General features: G+C 60.6%; 19 protein-coding genes. 14 read left to right on the plus strand and 5 right to left on the minus strand.

Annotated features, from left to right (window positions below; translation table 11 throughout):
• Window positions 1–128 precede the first annotated feature (128 nt).
• The gene (locus ACSFE6_RS08475; RefSeq protein ID WP_435427176.1) at window positions 129–1,022 is read left to right on the plus strand and encodes a LysR family transcriptional regulator; all 894 of its coding nucleotides are present in this window, start codon (window positions 129–131) and stop codon (window positions 1,020–1,022) included.
• Here the strand turns inward: ACSFE6_RS08475 and ACSFE6_RS08480 are convergent.
• The 3 genes from ACSFE6_RS08480 to ACSFE6_RS08490 form a co-directional block, all read right to left on the minus strand.
• On the minus strand, window positions 1,010–2,167 hold the full coding sequence (locus ACSFE6_RS08480; RefSeq protein WP_435427177.1) for a (R)-mandelonitrile lyase: 1,158 nt from the start codon (window positions 2,165–2,167) through the stop codon (window positions 1,010–1,012). The genes ACSFE6_RS08475 and ACSFE6_RS08480 overlap by 13 nt on opposite strands.
• Before the next feature lie 18 nt (window positions 2,168–2,185).
• Window positions 2,186–3,241, minus strand: coding sequence for an alpha/beta hydrolase (locus ACSFE6_RS08485; protein WP_435427178.1), 1,056 nt, complete (start codon window positions 3,239–3,241; stop codon window positions 2,186–2,188).
• A gap of 122 nt (window positions 3,242–3,363) precedes the next feature.
• A complete protein-coding gene (locus tag ACSFE6_RS08490; protein ID WP_435427179.1) occupies window positions 3,364–4,362 on the minus strand; it encodes a bile acid:sodium symporter family protein in 999 nt (332 codons plus the stop codon).
• 394 nt (window positions 4,363–4,756) lie between these two features.
• Here ACSFE6_RS08490 and ACSFE6_RS08495 point away from each other — a divergent pair, with 394 nt between their 5' ends.
• The 7 genes from ACSFE6_RS08495 (at window position 4,757) to ACSFE6_RS08525 (ending at window position 10,098) form a co-directional block, all read left to right on the plus strand.
• Window positions 4,757–5,347 (plus strand): amino acid synthesis family protein, encoded by a 591-nt coding sequence (locus ACSFE6_RS08495; protein ID WP_433770406.1) that lies wholly within the window; start codon window positions 4,757–4,759, stop codon window positions 5,345–5,347.
• A 42-nt stretch (window positions 5,348–5,389) separates the two neighbouring features.
• Window positions 5,390–6,223, plus strand: coding sequence for an alpha/beta fold hydrolase (locus ACSFE6_RS08500; RefSeq protein WP_435427180.1), 834 nt, complete (start codon window positions 5,390–5,392; stop codon window positions 6,221–6,223).
• The gene (locus ACSFE6_RS08505) at window positions 6,220–7,701 is read left to right on the plus strand and encodes an aldehyde dehydrogenase (RefSeq protein WP_435427181.1); all 1,482 of its coding nucleotides are present in this window, start codon (window positions 6,220–6,222) and stop codon (window positions 7,699–7,701) included. Before ACSFE6_RS08500 ends, ACSFE6_RS08505 begins: the two co-directional genes overlap by 4 nt.
• Window positions 7,702–7,713: 12 nt before the next feature.
• Window positions 7,714–8,199, plus strand: a complete 486-nt coding sequence (locus ACSFE6_RS08510; RefSeq protein ID WP_435427182.1) for a flavin reductase family protein — start codon at window positions 7,714–7,716, stop codon at window positions 8,197–8,199.
• A gap of 135 nt (window positions 8,200–8,334) precedes the next feature.
• Window positions 8,335–8,724 (plus strand): carboxymuconolactone decarboxylase family protein, encoded by a 390-nt coding sequence (locus tag ACSFE6_RS08515; RefSeq protein ID WP_435427183.1) that lies wholly within the window; start codon window positions 8,335–8,337, stop codon window positions 8,722–8,724.
• Between the two features lie 55 nt (window positions 8,725–8,779).
• Complete coding sequence (locus ACSFE6_RS08520) at window positions 8,780–9,532, plus strand: GntR family transcriptional regulator (RefSeq protein ID WP_435427184.1); 753 nt, start codon at window positions 8,780–8,782, stop codon at window positions 9,530–9,532.
• A 2-nt stretch (window positions 9,533–9,534) separates the two neighbouring features.
• Window positions 9,535–10,098, plus strand: a complete 564-nt coding sequence (locus ACSFE6_RS08525) for an NUDIX hydrolase (protein WP_435427185.1) — start codon at window positions 9,535–9,537, stop codon at window positions 10,096–10,098.
• 129 nt (window positions 10,099–10,227) lie between these two features.
• On the opposite strand, the gene ACSFE6_RS08530 is transcribed toward ACSFE6_RS08525, so the two are convergent.
• The gene (locus ACSFE6_RS08530) at window positions 10,228–10,524 is read right to left on the minus strand and encodes a DUF1330 domain-containing protein (protein WP_435427186.1); all 297 of its coding nucleotides are present in this window, start codon (window positions 10,522–10,524) and stop codon (window positions 10,228–10,230) included.
• 69 nt (window positions 10,525–10,593) lie between these two features.
• On the opposite strand from ACSFE6_RS08530, the gene ribBA reads away from it, so the two are divergent.
• From ribBA to ACSFE6_RS08555, 5 genes are all read left to right on the plus strand, one after another.
• Entirely contained in the window at window positions 10,594–11,703 is a 1,110-nt protein-coding gene (ribBA, locus tag ACSFE6_RS08535) for a bifunctional 3,4-dihydroxy-2-butanone-4-phosphate synthase/GTP cyclohydrolase II (protein ID WP_435427187.1), read from the plus strand.
• A gap of 306 nt (window positions 11,704–12,009) precedes the next feature.
• A complete protein-coding gene (locus ACSFE6_RS08540; protein WP_435427188.1) occupies window positions 12,010–13,035 on the plus strand; it encodes an ABC transporter substrate-binding protein in 1,026 nt (341 codons plus the stop codon).
• The gene (locus ACSFE6_RS08545; protein ID WP_435427189.1) at window positions 13,032–13,976 is read left to right on the plus strand and encodes an ABC transporter permease; all 945 of its coding nucleotides are present in this window, start codon (window positions 13,032–13,034) and stop codon (window positions 13,974–13,976) included. Before ACSFE6_RS08540 ends, ACSFE6_RS08545 begins: the two co-directional genes overlap by 4 nt.
• 6 nt (window positions 13,977–13,982) lie before the next feature.
• Window positions 13,983–14,792, plus strand: coding sequence for an ABC transporter permease (locus tag ACSFE6_RS08550; RefSeq protein ID WP_435427190.1), 810 nt, complete (start codon window positions 13,983–13,985; stop codon window positions 14,790–14,792).
• A 16-nt stretch (window positions 14,793–14,808) separates the two neighbouring features.
• On the plus strand, window positions 14,809–15,963 hold the full coding sequence (locus ACSFE6_RS08555; RefSeq protein WP_435427191.1) for an ABC transporter ATP-binding protein: 1,155 nt from the start codon (window positions 14,809–14,811) through the stop codon (window positions 15,961–15,963).
• A 607-nt stretch (window positions 15,964–16,570) separates the two neighbouring features.
• On the opposite strand, the gene ACSFE6_RS08560 is transcribed toward ACSFE6_RS08555, so the two are convergent.
• Window positions 16,571–17,977, minus strand: a complete 1,407-nt coding sequence (locus tag ACSFE6_RS08560; protein ID WP_435427192.1) for a purine-cytosine permease family protein — start codon at window positions 17,975–17,977, stop codon at window positions 16,571–16,573.
• A gap of 323 nt (window positions 17,978–18,300) precedes the next feature.
• Here ACSFE6_RS08560 and ACSFE6_RS08565 point away from each other — a divergent pair, with 323 nt between their 5' ends.
• Entirely contained in the window at window positions 18,301–18,786 is a 486-nt protein-coding gene (locus ACSFE6_RS08565) for a flavin reductase family protein (RefSeq protein WP_435427193.1), read from the plus strand.
• Window positions 18,787–18,854: the final 68 nt, after the last annotated feature.

The raw sequence follows: 18,854 nt of genomic DNA on the forward strand, positions 1-18,854 counted from the left end.
AGCCCATACACCGCGTGCTTTTCCTGCTGCCCTCTCCGGCAGCTTTTTTTTGCCTGGTGGTTTTAGCTGCGGTTTTTCCCACCGCTTTATCGGCATAATCACCACTGGTTCATACCAGGAACGAATAAATGACCGCCGAAAGCTACGATCAATTGGCGATCTTCGCCGCCGTGGCACAGGAGCGCAGCTTCACTCGCGCCGCCGCCAAACTGGGCATGTCGCAACCCGCCTTGAGCCGGGCCATGCGCCAGTTGGAAGAACGGCTGGGTGTCCGATTGCTTTCGCGCACCACGCGCAGCGTTTCTGCCACCGAAGCGGGCGAACACCTGTTGCGGGTGATCGCTCCCCGGTTCGAAGAGATCGACAGCGAGTTGGCCTTGCTCAGCGAGTTCCGTGACAAGCCGGCAGGCAAATTGCGCATCACCGCCGGCGAGCATTCTGCAATCACGATCCTGCACCCGGTGCTCGGGAAACTGCTGCCCGACAATCCTGATCTGAGCATCGAAATCATCGTCGACTACGGCCTGACCGACATCGTCGCCGAAGGCTTCGACGCCGGGGTCCGGTTGGGCGAACAAGTGGCCAAGGACATGATCGCCATGCGCATCGGGCCTGACATGCGCATGGCGGTGGTCGGTTCCCCGGCCTATTTCGCTCGGTATCCGCGACCGGATATTCCGGGTGACCTGATGCAGCACAACTGCATCACTTTGCGCATGCCCACCTACGGCGGTCTCTATCTGTGGGAATTCGAGAAAGACGGGCAAGAATTGAACGTGCGAGTCGAAGGCCAGTTGGTGTTCAACAACATTGCCATGCGCCTGGAGGCTGCCCTCCAGGGATTGGGCCTGGCCTACATGCCCGAAGATCTGGTGCAGGAACATGTCGCGCAAGGGCGTTTGATTCGCGTGCTCGAAGACTGGTGCGAGCCGTTCTCTGGCTACCACCTCTACTATCCGAGCCGGCGCCAGAGTTCACCGGCCTTCACCTTGCTGCGCGAAGCCTTGCGCTATTTGGGCTGAGTCGCATCCAGTGCTTCCCCGGCACGCCGGGCCGCATCGGCATTACCCTGATCGGCCAGCAGTTGGATGAGTTGACGCAATTGCGAAGCGGTCAGGCCGACCCGCAGGCTGGCGGCCATGTGCGAGCGCAACTGTGACTCCACACCGGGGGTAGCCGCCAGCGCTGCGACCGTGGCCAGCTCGCGACTTTGCCAGTCCAGGTTATCGCGCTCGAAAATGTCGCCGAACAAATGCGTTTGCAGGTACTGGTTGATCACCGGGACGAAGTCGAACAGCGGGCCCTGAACAGGCGCCCCGGCAATGCGGGTCTGGTTGGCCCTGCCCACCGCCAGCAGTTCGCCGCCGGCAGGAATGACACGCCCCGGCGCACGGCCCGGATCGTCCTGGATGCCGTTTTTCTTACGTTCATCCACCACTTTCTTCAGCTCGCCGAGTGCATTCAGGCTGCGCGGGAAACCACTGTAGGCGTAGAGCTGCACCAATACTTCCTTGGCCTCGCTGACGCTCAGCCCCGCATCCAGTCCTCGGTTCAAAGCAGCGCTGAGCCTTGGCATATCGCTGGTAGCCATACTGGTGGCAATCAACGGGATGGCCTGCTGCCGGGCGGAGAGCACCTCGGAGACGGGCCATTCGTTGGACACCGCTGATGGCGTCTTCAGGGCGTTGTATTGATCGTCGGTGACCTTTTCCAGCCAATCGACATTCTTGCCCTCCACCGTACCGGTCACGGCCAGATGGGTCATGGCGCTACTCGGAGCAGCGCCGTGCCAGTGCTTGACGCCCGGCGGGCAGACGATCACATCGCCCGGCAGGATTTCCTGCACGGGCTTGCCCCACTCCTGCGTCAGGCCCACACCGGCAACCACCACCAATCGCTGCCCGGCGGGATGAGTGTGCCAGGCCGAGCGCGCGCCTGGCTCGAAGGTCACGTAGGCGCTCGACGCATTGATTTCACGGGTGGCGGGAAACAATGGATCGACACGCACCTGCCCGGTGAAGTAATCAGCAGGCCCCACCATGGAAGCCTGGGAGCCGGCACGGCTGATTTGTTGGACGGACCGGGATTCGCCGGTACTTTCAGCACCGGCGGCGCTGGCGAAGGGAGCCGCGGCACACACCGCAATGCCTAGTAGCGTATTTTTCATGGTGCCAATTCCTTCAAGTCAAAGCGTGCGGGCGTAAAACGCGCTCAGCTGGCCAATGGCGACGTCCACATACTCGGGCACCCAATAGGTTTCGATATGGGTCGCGCCATCGATGGTGGACAGTTTCTTGTCCGGGGTGCCGGTAGCCTTGGCAAAGGCTTGTTCCGACATATACAGGCTGTCGGCCTTGCTGCCTGCGATCATCAGCAACGGCTTGTCGATCAATTCGATCTGGTCCGTGGCATCGAAGCTCATCAAGTCCAGTAGGCTGCTCAGGGTGTATCGGAAGGTCGAGTTGGGGTGCGCGTGGGTCTTGCCGTAGTACTCGAATCCCTGCCGATACAGATCAAAGGGCAATTTGGCGATCTGTTCGTCGGTGAGTTTGGCATCCCCGGTATAGAGAATTTCGCCACCGGCCGCTTCCTGGGCACGGGCAGCCGAAGCCTGTAGCAAACGCTGCTGGACGGTGGACAGCTGCGAATCCCGGTAGCCATTGCGCCGTACCAGGCCGGAATTGAACATGCTCAAGGTCGCAATGGACTGGAAGCGCTTGTCGGTCTGCGCCGCCTTCAATGAATAGCCGCCACCACCACAGATACCGAGCAAGCCCAGGCGCGCACTATCAGCCCCGGGATAGCCGGCGATGAAGTCCGCCATGCCATGGATGTCTTCGATGCGATTGGCTGGTTTGTCGACGTTGCGCGGCTGACCGCCACTGGCACCTTGATACGCCGCATCCGCCGTGATCGTGATGTAGCCCTGATCGGCGAGGCGCTGGGCATACAGGCCGGCGACCTGCTCCTTCACTCCGCCATTGGGATGCGCCACGACCACGACCGGGTATTTCTTCGCCGAGTCATAGTTCGCGGGGGTGTAGACGTTGGCGGCGATGTCCAGGCCATTCAGCTTGTAGGTGACCGGATGAATGTTGACCTTACCCGGCTCGTTCTTCGAGATCGCGCCGGCGTAGGTCAAGGTGAATGGGTTCTGCTTGTAATCCTCGGCCTCAACCTCGGCTCCGGACATTCCAATCATGGCGGCCAGTAAGGTGGCCTTTATCGTGGTTCGCGTCATAAGTTGCTCTCGGCCTGCAATGGTTGAGATGCAACTTACCCTTCGAGCATTGATTGATAAACGGCACTAATTGGATAGCACTAATATCAAATTTGCATAAATAAGATTTACAGCCCTACCGATCAAGGATCCACCTGCCCCATCAATTCAGCCACCGTTTCCTGGCGATTTGCATAGCGCTGCGCCAGTACCGCGCAGACCATCAGTTGAATCTGATGGAACAGCATCAACGGCAGGATCAACACGCCGATGGTGCTGCCGGCGAACAGCACCTGGGCCATCGGCACGCCGGTGGCCAGGCTTTTCTTCGAACCGCAGAACAGGATGGTGATGCGGTCTTCCTGGTTGAAACCGAAGGCTTTGCCCAGCACCGTTGAGGCCACCAACACCAGCCCCAGCACCACGCAACAGGCCACCACCAGACCGGCCAGATCCCGCAGCGGAATCTGGTGCCAGATGCCTTCGTTCACCGCCTCGCTGAACGCGCCGTAGACCACCAGCAGAATCGAACCCTGATCAACGAACTTCAGCCAACTCTTATTGCGTCCCACCCAGGCACCGATCCAGCGCCGCGCGATCTGCCCGGCAATGAACGGCAGCAGCAACTGCACGCTGATCTTCACGATGGCATCGAGGGTCGAGCCGCCGTCACCGTGCACATTCAGCAGAATCGTCACCAGCAGCGGCGTAAGGAAAATCCCGAACAGGCTGGACGCCGCCGCGCTGCAAATCGCCGCCGGAATGTTGCCGCGAGCCAGAGACGTGAAGGCAATGGCCGACTGCACCGTGGCGGGCAACGCGCAGAGGTAGAGCATGCCCATGTACAGGTCGGCGCCGATCAGCGGCGACAGCACCGGTTTGAGGGCCAAACCGAGCAACGGGAACAGCACGAAGGTCAGGCTGAATACCAGCAGATGCAGGCGCCAGTGGCCGGCGCCGGCGATGATCGACTCACGCGAGAGCTTGGCGCCATGCAGGAAAAACAGCAGCGCGATGGCGACGTTGGTCAACCAGCCGAAGCCCACTGCCACTTGCCCGCTGGCGGGCAGCAAACTGGCGAGAAGCACCACGCCGATCAGGGTCAGGGTGAAGTTATCAGGGAGAAAACGGGGGCGAGTCATCGGGATCATCCGGGTTTGCCAGGAACGTGGACTCGACTCTACTCCGACGCGAGAAGACCGGCTAACGCTAGTAAGCCAGTACATATCGCCTAACGGACAAACGTCAGCCATCTTGTGCCGGGTCCCCTGTGGCGAGGGGATTCATCCCCGTTCGGCGGCGCAGCCGTCGCAAGCACTGCATGCACGGCTTGCCTGAAAAAATGCGGGGGGCCGCTTCGCAGCCCAACGGGGATGAATCCCCTCGCCACAGGGGTCAATCGACTGAGTTCCATTTCCGCTTCATCCCCCTTTTCATCGCCATCCGACCAGAAACCCGTTCAAGCCTCTTGCACAACCGATATTATGGTATACCATCATACGCACAGACACTTCTTACCCCGATACGGAGCAGCTCATGAGTTTCGAAATCCGCAAGATCGTCAGCTATGTCGAAGAAACCTTTATCGAAGGCGGCAAGGCCACCGATAAACCCGTGACCATGGTCGGGCTGGCGGTGGTGATGAAAAACCCTTGGGTGGGTAACGGCTTTGTCGAAGACCTGAAACCGCAGATCCGCGCCAACTGCTCCGATCTGGGCGCAATGATGGTCGAGCGTCTGGTGGGCATCATCGGCGGTGCCGAGAAGATCGAGGCTTATGGCAAGGCGGCTGTGGTTGGCGCTGATGGCGAAATCGAACACGCCTCCGCCGTCATCCACACCCTGCGCTTCGGCAACCACTACCGTGAAGCGGTCAAGGCCAAGAGCTACCTGAGCTTCACCAACAAGCGCGGCGGTCCGGGCACTTCGATCCAGATTCCGATGATGCACAAGGACGACGAAGGCCTGCGTTCGCACTACATCACCCTGGAAATGCAAATCGAAGACGCACCCCGCGCCGACGAAATCGTCGTCGTCCTGGGTTGCGCCGATGGCGGCCGCATTCACCCACGCATCGGCAACCGATACATCGATCTGGAAGAACTGGCCGCTGAAAAGGCCCGGTAAGCAGATCGGTCACTACAACAAAAAGGTATGCAGGAGCGCTCCATGATTCGGCTCACCGCTGAACGCACCCCGGCTGGCACCAGTTACCTGGCGACCGGCCAAGGCCAGCCCGTGGTTTTGATCCACGGCGTGGGCCTGAACAAAGAAATGTGGGGCGGCCAGATCGTTGGCCTGGCCACAAATTATCGCGTCATCGCCTATGACATGCTCGGTCATGGCGCCAGCCCTCGCCCGGAAAGCGGCACTCCCCTGCTCGGTTATGCCGATCAGTTGCTGGAGCTGCTCGATCACTTGCAATTGCCCAAGGCCGCGGTGATCGGCTTTTCCATGGGCGGACTGGTGGCGCGGGCCTTTGCCCTGCACTACCCGCAACGCCTGCAAAGCCTGGTGGTGCTCAACAGCGTGTTCAACCGCACCGAGGAACAACGCGCCGGCGTCATCGCCCGCACGGCCCAGGCCGCCGAACACGGCCCGGATGCCAACGCCGAAGCCGCACTGTCGCGCTGGTTCAGCCGCGAATATCAGGCGGCCAACCCAGCGCAGATCGCCGCTTTGCGCCAGACGCTCGCGCAGAATGATCCGCAGGGCTACCTGACCACCTATGAACTGTTCGCCACCCAGGACATGTACCGCGCCGACGACCTGGCCAGTATCCAGGTGCCGACCCTGGTCGCCACCGGCGAGCTGGACCCCGGTTCGACCCCGGAGATGGCCGAGCAACTGGCCGCGCGCATTCCCGGCGCAACGGCTGCCGTACTTCCCGAACAGCGGCATATGATGCCCGTAGAATCGCCGCGCCTGGTCAACCAGCTGTTGCTGGAATTTCTCGATAAGGCGCACTCCCGACCCAACCATTTGAAGGGGATCGTTGCATGACACTCGCACGTTTCCAGATGTGCATCGGCGGCGAATGGGTCGATGCCCTCTCCGGCAAGACTTTCGAAAGCCTGAACCCTGCCCTGGCCGAAGCCTGGGCCGAGCTGCCCGATGCCGACGAAGCCGATGTCGAGCGCGCCGTACAGGCTGCGCAGAGCGCTTTCGACAGTCCGGCCTGGCGCGGCCTGACTGCTACGGCGCGCGGCAAGTTGCTGCGTCGCCTGGGTGACCTGATCGCCGAAAACAAGGAGCAACTGGCCCAGCTGGAAAGCCGCGACAACGGCAAGCTGATCCGTGAGACCCGCGGCCAGGTCGGCTATCTGCCGGAGTTTTTCCACTACACCGCCGGTCTTGCGGACAAGCTCGAAGGCGGCACCCTGCCCCTGGACAAGCCAGACCTGTTTGCCTACACCGTGCACGAAGCCATGGGCGTGGTCGCGGCAATCATTCCGTGGAACAGCCCACTGTACCTGACCGCAATCAAACTGGCCCCGGCTTTGGCGGCGGGCAACACCATCGTGATCAAGCCGTCCGAGCACGCCTCGGCGACCATTCTCGAACTGGCGCGTCTGGCACTGGAAGCCGGGATTCCGCCGGGCGTGGTCAACGTCGTCACCGGTTACGGCCCAAGCACCGGCGCCGCCCTGACCCGTCACCCACTGGTGCGCAAGATCGCCTTCACTGGCGGGGCGGCCACGGCTCGCCATGTGGTTCGCAGCAGCGCCGAGAACTTCGCCAAGCTGTCGCTGGAACTGGGCGGCAAATCGCCAAATATCATCTTCGCCGACGCCGACCTCGACAGCGCGATCAACGGCGCCATCGCCGGAATCTACGCTGCCTCCGGGCAGAGTTGCGTGTCGGGATCGCGCCTGTTGGTGCAGGACGAGATCTACGATGAATTCGTCGGCCGCCTGGTGGAGCGCGCCCAGCGCATTCGCATCGGCAACCCTTCGGATGACAGCAGCGAAATGGGCCCGATGGCCACTGCGCAGCAACTGGCGGTGGTCGAAGGACTGGTCGCGGATGCCATTGCCGAAGGCGCTCGCCTGCGTCTGGGCGGCAAGCGTCCGGTGGGCGTGGGCGACGGCTGGTTCTATGAGCCGACCCTGTTCGAGTGCGATCGCAACTCGATGAAGATCATGCAGGAAGAAGTGTTCGGCCCGGTGGCTTCGGTCATCCGTTTCAAGGACGAAGCCGAAGCCCTGGCCATCGCCAACGACTCGCAATTCGGCCTCGCGGCCGGTATCTGGACCCGCGACCTGGGCCGCGCCCATCGCCTGGCCCGGGACGTGCGTTCAGGGATCATCTGGGTCAACACCTACCGCGCCGTGTCGGCCATGGCGCCGATCGGCGGCTTCAAGAACAGTGGCTATGGACGCGAAAGCGGCATCGATTCGGTGCTGGCCTACACCGAGCTGAAAACGGTGTGGATCAACCTCTCCCAGGCACCCATGCCTGATCCATTCGTGATGCGTTAGGAGTCCTGCGAAATGATCGAACCCGGCATTTATAAAGACGTCATGGGCTCATTCCCGTCCGGCGTCACGGTGGTCACCACCCTGGACTCCGAAGGCGGCATCGTCGGCATCACCGCCAGCGCCTTCAGTGCGCTGTCGATTGATCCGGCGCTGGTGCTGTTCTGCCCCAACTATGGCTCCGACACCTACCCGGTGCTGCGCGACAGCAAGCAGTTTGCGATCCACCTGCTGTCCGCCGACCAGACGGCCGAGGCTTACGCTTTCGCCGGCAAGGGCAAGGAAAAAGCCAAGGGCATCGACTGGCATTTGAGCGCATTGGGCAATCCGATTCTGGCCAGGGCCACGGCCATCATCGAGTGCGAACTGTGGCGCGAATACGATGGTGGTGATCACGCGATCATCGTTGGCGCCGTGAAGAACCTGATCCTGCCCGAGGAGCCCGTGACGCCGATGATCTACCACAAGGGCAAGCTAGGGCCGTTGCCGGCCCTGGCCTGACGGATTCACACATTGCCCTGTGGGAGCCAGCCTGCTGGCGATTGCGGTTGTTCATTCAACATCAGTGGTGACTGAACCGGCGCTATCGCCAGCAGGCTAGCTCCCACAAGGGCAAATGAGGTGTGAGGAGAAATGATGAACAACGAAAAATACGAAAAAGGCCTGAAAATCCGCACCCAGGTGCTCGGCCAGGACTACGTCAATCGTTCGATCCAGAACGCCGACGACTTCACCCGCCCCTTGCAGGAAATGGTCACCGAATACTGCTGGGGGCATGTCTGGGGTCGTGAAGGTTTGTCGCTCAAGGAACGCAGCATGATCAACCTGGCCATGATCTCGGCCCTCAACCGCCCTCACGAACTCAAGCTGCATGTGCGCGGCGCCTTGCGTAACGGCTTGAGTCGTGAGCAAATACGCGAAATTCTGCTTCAGGTCGGCATTTATTGCGGTGTGCCCGCAGCCGTGGACAGTTTCCGGCTGGCCCGTGAAGCCTTCGCCGAAGCCGATGCCGAGGCCTCCAGTTAACCCCGGCTGTTTTGATGCCCGTCTGGCATGGACAGCCACCTTTAGAGCGTACCCCATGAAACGCCTGCCACTCGACGACAGCTTCAAGGTCAATCGCAACCCCGTTACCCTGCGCGAAATCGTGCTGGATAAACTGCGAAGCGCCATCATGAACTTCCAGCTTTTGCCGGGTGACCGTCTGGTTGAACGCGATCTGTGCGATCGCCTGGGCGTGAGCCGCACATCGGTACGCGAAGCCTTGCGTCACCTGGAATCCGAAGGTCTGGTTGAATTCGCCGACGCCAAGGGCCCACGCGTGGCGATCATTACCCTGGCCGATGCCGTCGATATCTATGAACTGCGTTGCGTACTCGAAGGCCTGATCGTCCAGCTGTTCACCCTGCGGGCCAAGGCCAAAGACATCAAGGCCCTGGAAAAAGCACTTGAGGAAAACCGTCAGGCACTGAAGGAAGGTGAACTGCAACAGGTCATCGACTCCGTGCAGGGTTTCTATGACGTACTGCTCGAAGGTTCCGGCAACCATGTCGCGGCCACTCAGCTGCGTCAGTTGCAGGCGCGGATCAGCTATCTGCGCGCGACCTCGGTGTCCCAGGAAAACCGCCGCGGCGCCAGCAATCAGGAAATGGAACGCATGGTCGAGGCGATCAAGAGCGGCGATCCCCTGGCCGCCCACCAGGCGTGCGTCGATCATGTCCGCGCCGCCGCTACGGTCGCCCTCGAATACCTCAAGCGCAAACAGGAAGAATCCGGGCCAGTCCCCGAGATCACCCTGCCTATCGCGCTCAAAGAACCCCGCATAGGACGTTGATCATGTTCAGCCCGAGCTTTTGCCCAAAGTGCGGCGGCAATGACCTCAAGTCACAGCTGCCACCGGGCGATACGCACGAGCGCCTGATGTGCCGCGGCTGCGGCTACATCCACTACGTCAATCCAAAAATCATCGCCGGCTGCATCATCGAGCAGGACGGCAAATACCTGTTGTGCCAACGGGCGATCCCGCCGCGTCCCGGCACCTGGACCTTGCCGGCGGGCTTCATGGAAGCCGGCGAGACCACCGAGCAGGCGGCGTTGCGCGAAGTCTGGGAAGAAAGCGGCGTGCGTGGGGAAATCCTCTCGCCCTACTCGATTTTCAGCGTGCCGAAGATCAGCGAGGTGTACATCATCTTCCGCGCCATCGCCCTGGAAGTCACCGGTCAGTTCGGGCCGGAAACCATGGACTATAAATTCTTCGCACCCGAGGACATTCCCTGGGACAGCATCTACTACCCGGCGATCCGGCAGATCCTCGAACGTTATATCGAGGAACGTCAGGCCGGGGTCTACGGCATTTACATCGGCAACGACGACAGCGGGAAGATTCACTTTATCCGCTGATCGCACATCGCCTGTAGGAGCGAGCTTGCTCGCGATGGACGTCAACGATAACGCGGGCTGCCTGGCACCCCGCGGTGCTCCTGCCTCCATCGCGAGCAAGCTCGCTCCTACAGTTGCCGGTCCCAGCAGTTACGCTGGCGCCACACCCTCGACAATCACGATCTCGGCCCGCCCCGCCCCTTCCCGGTGCCGTTTCGCCTCCTGATACTCCGGCGACCGATAGCAGGCCAGCGCCTGTTCATACGAATCGAACTCGATGACCACATTACGCTGCGCCCCGGGCCCGCCTTCCAGCGCTTCGCTGCGCCCGCCACGGGCCAGCATCCGCCCGCCATACAAGGCAAAGGCTGCTGGTGCCCGCTGGGTGTATTGGCTGTATTGATCGGGATCGGTGACATCCACGTGAGCAATCCAGTACGCCTTCATAGTGACCTCTCGCTTATTTGGTATTATGGTATACCACACTATATTTCCATCAAACATCGAGAGTCCAGCATGGCCTTCAACAGCATCGAAGAAATCATCGAAGATTATCGCCTCGGCAAAATGGTGCTGCTGGTCGATGACGAAGACCGGGAAAATGAAGGCGACCTGCTACTGGCTGCCGACTGCTGCACCGCCGAGGCCATCAGCTTCATGGCCCGGGAGGCCCGTGGCCTGATCTGCCTGACGCTGACCGATGAACACTGCCAGCGCCTGGGCCTGGAGCAGATGGTGCCAAGCAACGGTAGCGTGTTCAGCACCGCATTTACGGTATCCATTGAAGCAGCCATCGGTGTGACCACCGGCATCTCCGCCGCTGACCGGGCGTGCACGGTGGCCGCTGCCGTCGCCCATGGCGCGAGCCCTGCCGATATCGTGCAACCTGGCCATATCTTTCCATTGCGCGCCCGGGAAGGCGGCGTACTGACCCGCGCCGGCCATACCGAAGCCGGTTGCGACCTGGCGCGCCTGGCCGGCTTCACTCCAGCTTCGGTGATCGTCGAAGTGATGAACGACGACGGCACCATGGCCCGCCGTCCGGACCTTGAGCTGTTCGCCCGCAAGCACGGGATCAAGATCGGCACCATTGCCGACCTTATTCACTATCGACTGAGCACCGAGCACACGGTCGCGCGGATCGGCGAGCGTGAACTGCCCACCGTACACGGCACCTTTCGTCTGATCACCTTTGAGGATCGCATCGAAGGTGGTGTCCACATGGCCATGGTCATGGGTGAATTGCGCCGCGAGGAAGCGACGCTGGTGCGCGTGCACGTGATCGATCCGTTGCGCGATCTGGTCGGCGCCGAATACAGCGGCCCCTCCAACTGGACGTTGTGGGCCGCATTGCAACGTGTGGCCGAGGAAGGTCGTGGCGTGGTGGTGGTTCTGGCCAACCATGAATCTTCGCAGGCGCTGCTGGAACGTGTCCCGCAATTGACCCAGCCGCCGCGACAATTCAGTCGTTCGCAGTCGCGTATCTATTCGGAAGTCGGCACCGGGGCGCAGATCCTGCAGAACCTCGGTGTCGGCAAGCTGCGGCACCTGGGCCCGCCGCTGAAATACGCAGGCCTGACCGGGTATGACCTGGAGGTGGTGGAGAGCATTCCGTTTACCGGATAAATGGAGATTGCCCCCTTGTAGGAGCGAGCATGCTCGCGATGGACATCAACGATAACGCTGGCAGCCTGACACACAGCGGTGCCTGTACCTCCATCGCGAGCATGCTCGCTCCTACAGAGGGATGTTGAAGACAGAAATAACCAGATTTGCCAGATAACCGGTACGGCAAAATGCTTGCACAAAGCTTGGAATACCATAATATGATATTCCATAGACCGGACAGTCACAGCGACTCGATGGACCTACTGCTCCCGATAGGCGGGCACTGAAAGCCCCGCTCATAAACACAACAATGAGGGCGTGAAAATGGTGTTGAACAAAGGTGTCACCGCAGTGCTTTTCGCGGGACTGCTGAGCGTGACCAGCCAGGCGTTGATGGCGGCTGAAAGCGTCAACTTCGTCAGCTGGGGCGGTACGACCCAGGATGCGCAGAAACAGGCCTGGGCCGACCCGTTCAGCAAGTCCAGCGGCATCACCGTGGTTCAGGACGGCCCCACCGACTACGGCAAGCTCAAGGCCATGGTCGAAAGCGGCAACGTGCAGTGGGACGTGGTCGACGTCGAAGCCGACTTCGCCTTGCGCGCCGCCTCCGAAGGGCTGCTCGAACCCCTCGACTTCAAAGTCATTGAGCGCGACAAGATCGACCCGCGGTTTGTCACCGATCATGGCGTCGGTTCGTTCTTCTTCTCCTTCGTCCTTGGCTACAACGAGGGCAAGCTCGGCTCCGGCAAGCCTCAGGACTGGACCGCGCTGTTCGACACCAAGACCTATCCCGGCAAACGCGCCCTGTACAAATGGCCAAGCCCTGGCGTGCTGGAACTGGCGCTGTTGGCCGACGGCGTACCTGCCGACAAGCTCTATCCACTGGACCTGGACCGCGCCTTCAAGAAACTCGACACCATCAAGAAAGATATCGTCTGGTGGGGCGGCGGCGCCCAGTCGCAACAGCTGCTGGCCTCCGGTGAAGCAAGCCTGGGTCAGTTCTGGAACGGCCGCATTCACGCCCTGCAAGAAGACGGCGCTCCGGTCGGTGTGAGCTGGAAACAGAACCTGGTCATGGCCGACATTCTGGTCATTCCAAAAGGCTCGAAAAACAAGGACGCGGCGATGAAGTTCCTGGCCAATGCCAGCAGCGCCAAAGGACAGGCCGACTTCTCCAACCTGACCGCCTACGCCCCGGTCAACGTCGACAGCGTGGCGCGCCTGGATTCGGCGCTGGCCCCTAACCTGCCGACGGCCTACGCCAAGGACCAAATCACTCTCGACTTCGCGTACTGGGCCAAGAACGGTCCGGCGATCGCGACACGGTGGAACGAATGGCTGGTCAAATGAAAATGACGGCATCCGCGTCCCGTCAATCCTCGGCCACCGGGAGCGCCACGGGCGCTGCCGGTTCAGCTTCCGTCAAGGCTGCCGCAATGACGCAAAACCCGACTTTGGCACAACGCTGGCGTGGTTCGAGCAACCTGATCCCGGCCCTGCTGTTTCTCGGCCTGTTTTTCCTGGCGCCGCTGATCGGTCTGCTGCTGCGCGGCGTGCTCGAACCTTCGCCTGGCCTTGGCAACTACGAGCAGCTATTCGCCAACTCGGCCTATGCACGGGTCTTGCTCAACACCTTCTCGGTGGCTGGTCTGGTCACGCTGTTCAGCCTGCTGCTGGGCTTCCCTCTGGCTTGGGCGATCACCCTGGTACCCCGCGGCTGGGGTCGCTGGATCCTCAACATCGTGCTGTTGTCGATGTGGACCAGCCTCCTCGCTCGAACCTACTCCTGGCTGGTGCTGCTACAAGCCTCGGGCGTGATCAACAAGGCCCTAATGGCGATGGGCATCATCGATCAGCCGCTGGAGATGGTGCATAACCTCACCGGCGTGGTGATCGGCATGAGCTACATCATGATCCCGTTCATCGTGCTGCCGTTGCAGGCGACCATGCAGGCCATCGACCCGATGATCCTGCAGGCCGGTTCGATCTGCGGCGCCAGCCCATGGACCAATTTCTTCCGGGTATTCCTGCCACTGTGCCGGCCGGGGCTGTTTTCCGGCGGGTTGATGGTGTTCGTGATGTCCCTCGGTTACTACGTCACCCCGGCACTGCTTGGCGGTGCGCAGAACATGATGCTGCCCGAGTTCATCATTCAGCAGGTGCAGTCGTTCCTCAACTGGGGCCTGGCCAGCGCCGGCGCCGCGTTGCTGATCGTCATCACGCTGGTGTTGTTCTACTTCTACCTGAAGCTCCAGCCGGAATCCCCGGTTGGCGCCAGCAACGCGAGGTAAGCCGTCATGCTCCTGACTCCCAATGCCATGAGCCGCCGGATGCGCCTTGGTCTTTACGCCACCACCGGGCTGATCGGTCTGTTCCTTTTGCTGCCGATTGTGTTCATCGTGCTGCTGTCGTTCGGATCGTCGCAATGGCTGGTGTTCCCGCCACCGGGCTGGACGTTGAAATGGTACGGTCAGTTTTTCTCCAATGCCGACTGGATGAACGCGGCGATGGCCAGCCTCAAGGTTGCGGTGCTGACTACGTTCTTCGCCGTAGCCCTGGGCTTGCCTACTGCGTTCGCCCTGGTACGCGGCCGCTTCCCCGGCCGGGAAATGCTCTACGGGCTGTTCACCCTGCCGATGATTGTGCCCTTGGTGATCATCGCGGTAGCGGTGTACGCGCTGTTCCTGAAGCTGGGCTATACCGGGACGATGTTTGCCTTCGTGGTCAGCCATGTGATCGTGGCGCTGCCGTTCACCATCATCTCGATCATCAACTCGCTGAAGTTGTTCGACCAGTCGATCGAAGATGCGGCGGTGATCTGCGGCGCCTCGCGTTTGCAAGCGGTGTTCAAGGTGACCTTTCCCGCCATTCGTCCGGGCATGGTGGCCGGCGCGCTCTTCGCCTTCCTCGTCTCGTGGGATGAAGTGGTGCTGAGCGTGATGATGGCCAGCCCGACCCTGCAAACCCTTCCCGTGAAAATGTGGACCACTTTGCGCCAGGACCTGACGCCCGTGATCGCCGTCGCCTCGACGCTGCTGATCGGCCTTTCGGTATTGGTCATGGTCATCGCCGCCGCATTGCGCCGGCGCAACGAAATTCGCGCCTGAGCGCCAGGAGAACGACATGAGTGCAGTGATCAAAGATACCGCGCAGCAAAACGACAAGCCCCTGGTGAGCCTGCGCAACCTGAACAAGCACTACGGTGACTTTGCCGCCGTGGACAACATTTCGCTGGACATCAAGGACGGCGAGTTCCTGACCTTCCTCGGCTCCAGCGGCTCGGGCAAAAGCACCACCCTGTCGATGCTCGCCGGTTTCGAGACTCCGAGCAGCGGCGAGATCCTGGTCAACGGCCAATCGCTGGTCAACGTGCCGCCGCACAAACGCGATATCGGCATGGTGTTCCAGCGTTACTCGCTGTTCCCGCACCTGTCGGTGCGCGACAACATTGCATTTCCCCTGACGATCCGCAAACTGGATGCCGCCGAACGTGAACGCCGGGTGGATGCGATGCTCAAGCTTGTGCAGCTGGAACAATTCGCCCATCGCCGTCCTTCGCAACTCTCCGGCGGCCAGCAACAGCGCGTCGCCATCGCCCGGGCGCTGGTGTATGAACCTCGCATTCTGCTGATGGACGAACCTCTCGGTGCACTGGACAAAAAACTGCGCGAAGACCTGCAGGATGAACTGCGCCAACTGCATCGGCGCCTGGGCATCACCATCGTTTACGTGACCCACGATCAGGAAGAAGCCATGCGCCTGTCCCAGCGCATTGCGATCTTCAGCCACGGCAAGATCGTCGGCCTGGGCAGCGGCTACGACCTGTACCAGAACCCACCAAACGCCTTCGTCGCCTCGTTCCTGGGTAACTCGAATTTCCTCAAGCTCAAGGCCCAAGGCAATGCGGTGGCCACGTTCGAAGGCCAGGCGCTGTCGATTCGCCTGACTGCCGGGTTGCACACGGATCAGGATGTGTTGCTGATGGTGCGCCCGGAAAAGGCATTGGCCCTGAGTGTCGATCAAGCCATCCGCGAGCCGCTGGCCGCAGGCTGGAACGAAGTCTCGGCCAAGGTTGTAGAGGTGCTGTTCCTGGGTGAAAGTCAGACCTGCAGCGTGGTGACATCGGGCGGCACTTCGATGACGGTCAAGGCATTGTCTGCTGCCGGGATGCCGCTCAAGGCGGGCGATCCGGTGCAGGTGCGCTGGGCTACTGCCGATGCCTGTGTTTATACCGAGTGGGCGGAAAGTGATTTGAACAAGGCTGCTGGCGCACATTGATCAATTGGCGGTCCATGCCAGTGGACTGCCAGACAAGTGTCACCCTCGGGTCACCACAACGTCGGGTTGTGGTGGCTTTTTTTTTGGATTTTTATTGGGGGCTTCTACAACGAATCACATAAAAAACCTGTGGGAGCAAAGCTTGCTCGCGATAGCGGCAGTCCAGACGACAATGCAGCGACTGATACACCGCCATCGCGAGCAAGCTTTGCTCCCACAGGGGAATGGGTACATCCGTGAGAGCCAGGTCGGCTGTCAGGCCGCCTCGCTTTGGCTTTTGATCTGGGCGCCCCGTAAAACCACGCTGGCCGAACGCAGGCATTGCGCAGTGGGCAAACCGGCATGGATGCCGGTTTAGCCGCCCCCGGCCATGGATGGCCGATGGCGGCGGGCCCACGGAGCAATGCCTGCGTTCGGGCATGCCGAGCCTAAGCGAGGCACCGAGTGGTGGGGCAAGAGCCCTTTGCTTCCTTTGGGGCTTTTCCAAAGGGAGTCGCCGTAAGGGCGAAACCGCCAGCAGCCGTTACCGAAAAAACGGATATGTACACAATCAACAAAAAAAAATGCCCGACCAAAAGGCCGGGCATTCCAGACAAACACGCTCAAATCAATCGGTATAACCCAACCGTGTCACCCTGCGCTCCTGCGCCTTACCCCGCGTCGCCAGGCAATAGTAAAGCGGACAAGTCACCACCAACCCCACCAGCCACGACAAATCAGCGCCCTCGACCAGATTGGCATACGGCCCCACATACAGCGACGTATTGGCAAACGGCAATTGCACGATAATCCCTATGAAATACGCCACGATCGCATGCAAATTGAATCGCCCGTAAATCCCGCCATCCGCCCGGAAAATCGAAGCAATGTCATAGCAACCACGCTTGATCACATAAAAATCGATCAGGTTGATCGAAGCCCACGGCACCAGCACCAGCAGCAGCGCCAGAATCAGCCCGATAAACTGCGAGATGAAGTCCGCCGATGCACCCAGCGCCACCACGCAACAACCTGCCAGCACGATGCTCGAGAGCACCACGCGCACCTTGATGCTCGGCGTCCACTGACTGGCAAAGGTCTGGATCGAGGTGATGATCGACAGCACCGCACCATACAGATTCAAGGCGTTGTGGCTGATGATGTTGAGCAGGAACAACACCATCAGGATCGGCCCCAGCCAACCGGTGGATTGCTTGACCGCCGACATCGCTTCCGTACCCTCCGGGGTGGCCAGTACGGCTACCGCGCCGAACGCGAACGACAGGATGGTGCCCAGGGTCGCGCCGAGGTAAGTGGCAAAGAACGGGCGGGTGAAGCCAATGTCCGCCGGCAGGTAGCGCGAGTAATCCGATACATAGGGCGAAAAGCTGATCTGCCAGATGATCCCCAGGGACACCGTGGCCAGCCAGCCGGACAGGTTGAAGCCGCCACGGGTGAAGAAATCCGCCGGCAGATCATGGGCGAAGATATAGAGGAAACCGGCAAGCAACGCGCTGCCCATCACCCAGGTGCCGATGCGGTTGAGCGTGTGAATGAAGTTGTAGCCGATCACGCCGATGGCCGTGGCGCTGAGGGCGCCAATCAGAATGCTCAAAGGCACCGGCACCGAAGGCGCAATGCCGACGATGGATTTGCCGGCCAGCACGATGTTGGAAATGAAGAAACCTATATAGATCAGCGCCGCGAAGAACACGATCAGCAGCGCGCCATAACGGCCGAACTGGCCGCGACTCTGGACCATCTGCGGAATGCCCATGCGCGGACCTTGCGCCGATGCCAGGGCAATCACCAGGCCACCGACCATATGCCCCAGGGCAATCGCCAGCAGCCCCCAGAGCAGGTTGAGGTGGAACACCTGGACCACCATCGCACCCGTCACGATTGGCAGTGGCGCAATGTTGGTGCTGAACCATAGGGTGAAAAGATCGCGGGCCTTCCCGTGGCGCTCAGCGAGTGGAACGTAGTCGACCGTGTGATTCTCGATCAACGGGTCTTGCCGGGACATCTGGGACATATGCATGAACTCGAGTTTGTCTGTTCTTATCTTTGTATGAAGCCAAACCGGGGGGACTCGCGGGTCGCCCTCAGATGCGCACCATATTATGGTATTCCAACATTTTCACAAGACTGATCCGGCCTTTGAATGCCCATCTGATCCGCTATCCTGCCGTAATACGCCGCACGCCAGCTAGCTTAAAGCCCCGAAATCATTGGCTTCTAAACCACCGGTGCGCGTTTATCGGGTCGCAGAAAAAGCCCTTGCAAACTATGTATTACGGTATACCATCAGACCTACAAACACATAAAACCCGCGTCACACCACCCGAGGACAGTCCAATGATCGATGCCGCCATCTACAAACAAGTCATGGGTTCGTTCCCGTCCGGTGTGACGGTCATCACCACCCTCGATGACGACGGGCAAATCGTCGGCCTGACCGCCAGCGCCTTCAGTTCGTTGTCCATGGACCCGGCACTGGTTCTGTTCTGCCCCAACTACAGCTCCGACTCCTATCCTGTACTAATCAAGAACAAGCGCTTTGCCATCCACGTGCTGTCCGGCGGCCAGCAGAGCGAAGCCTATGCTTTTGCCCGCAAGGGCAAGGACAAGGCACAGGGGATCGAATGGACCTTGAGCGAGTTGGGCAACCCGATCCTGGCCAATGCCACGGCGGTGATTGAATGCGAGCTGTGGCGCGAATATGAAGGCGGCGACCACGCCATCATGGTCGGCGCGGTGAAGAACCTGATCGTGCCGGCGCAAGACGCCGGACCACTGGTGTATTGCCACGGCAAGATGGGTGCCTTGTCGGTCCTGGCTTGATCAACGGCCCCCTGTAGGAGCGAGCCTGCTCGCGATGGTCGTCAACGATGACGCTGGCTGCCTGACAC

The organism is Pseudomonas baetica, assembly GCF_051216495.1.
GTDB classification, from domain to species: domain Bacteria; phylum Pseudomonadota; class Gammaproteobacteria; order Pseudomonadales; family Pseudomonadaceae; genus Aquipseudomonas; species Aquipseudomonas baetica_B.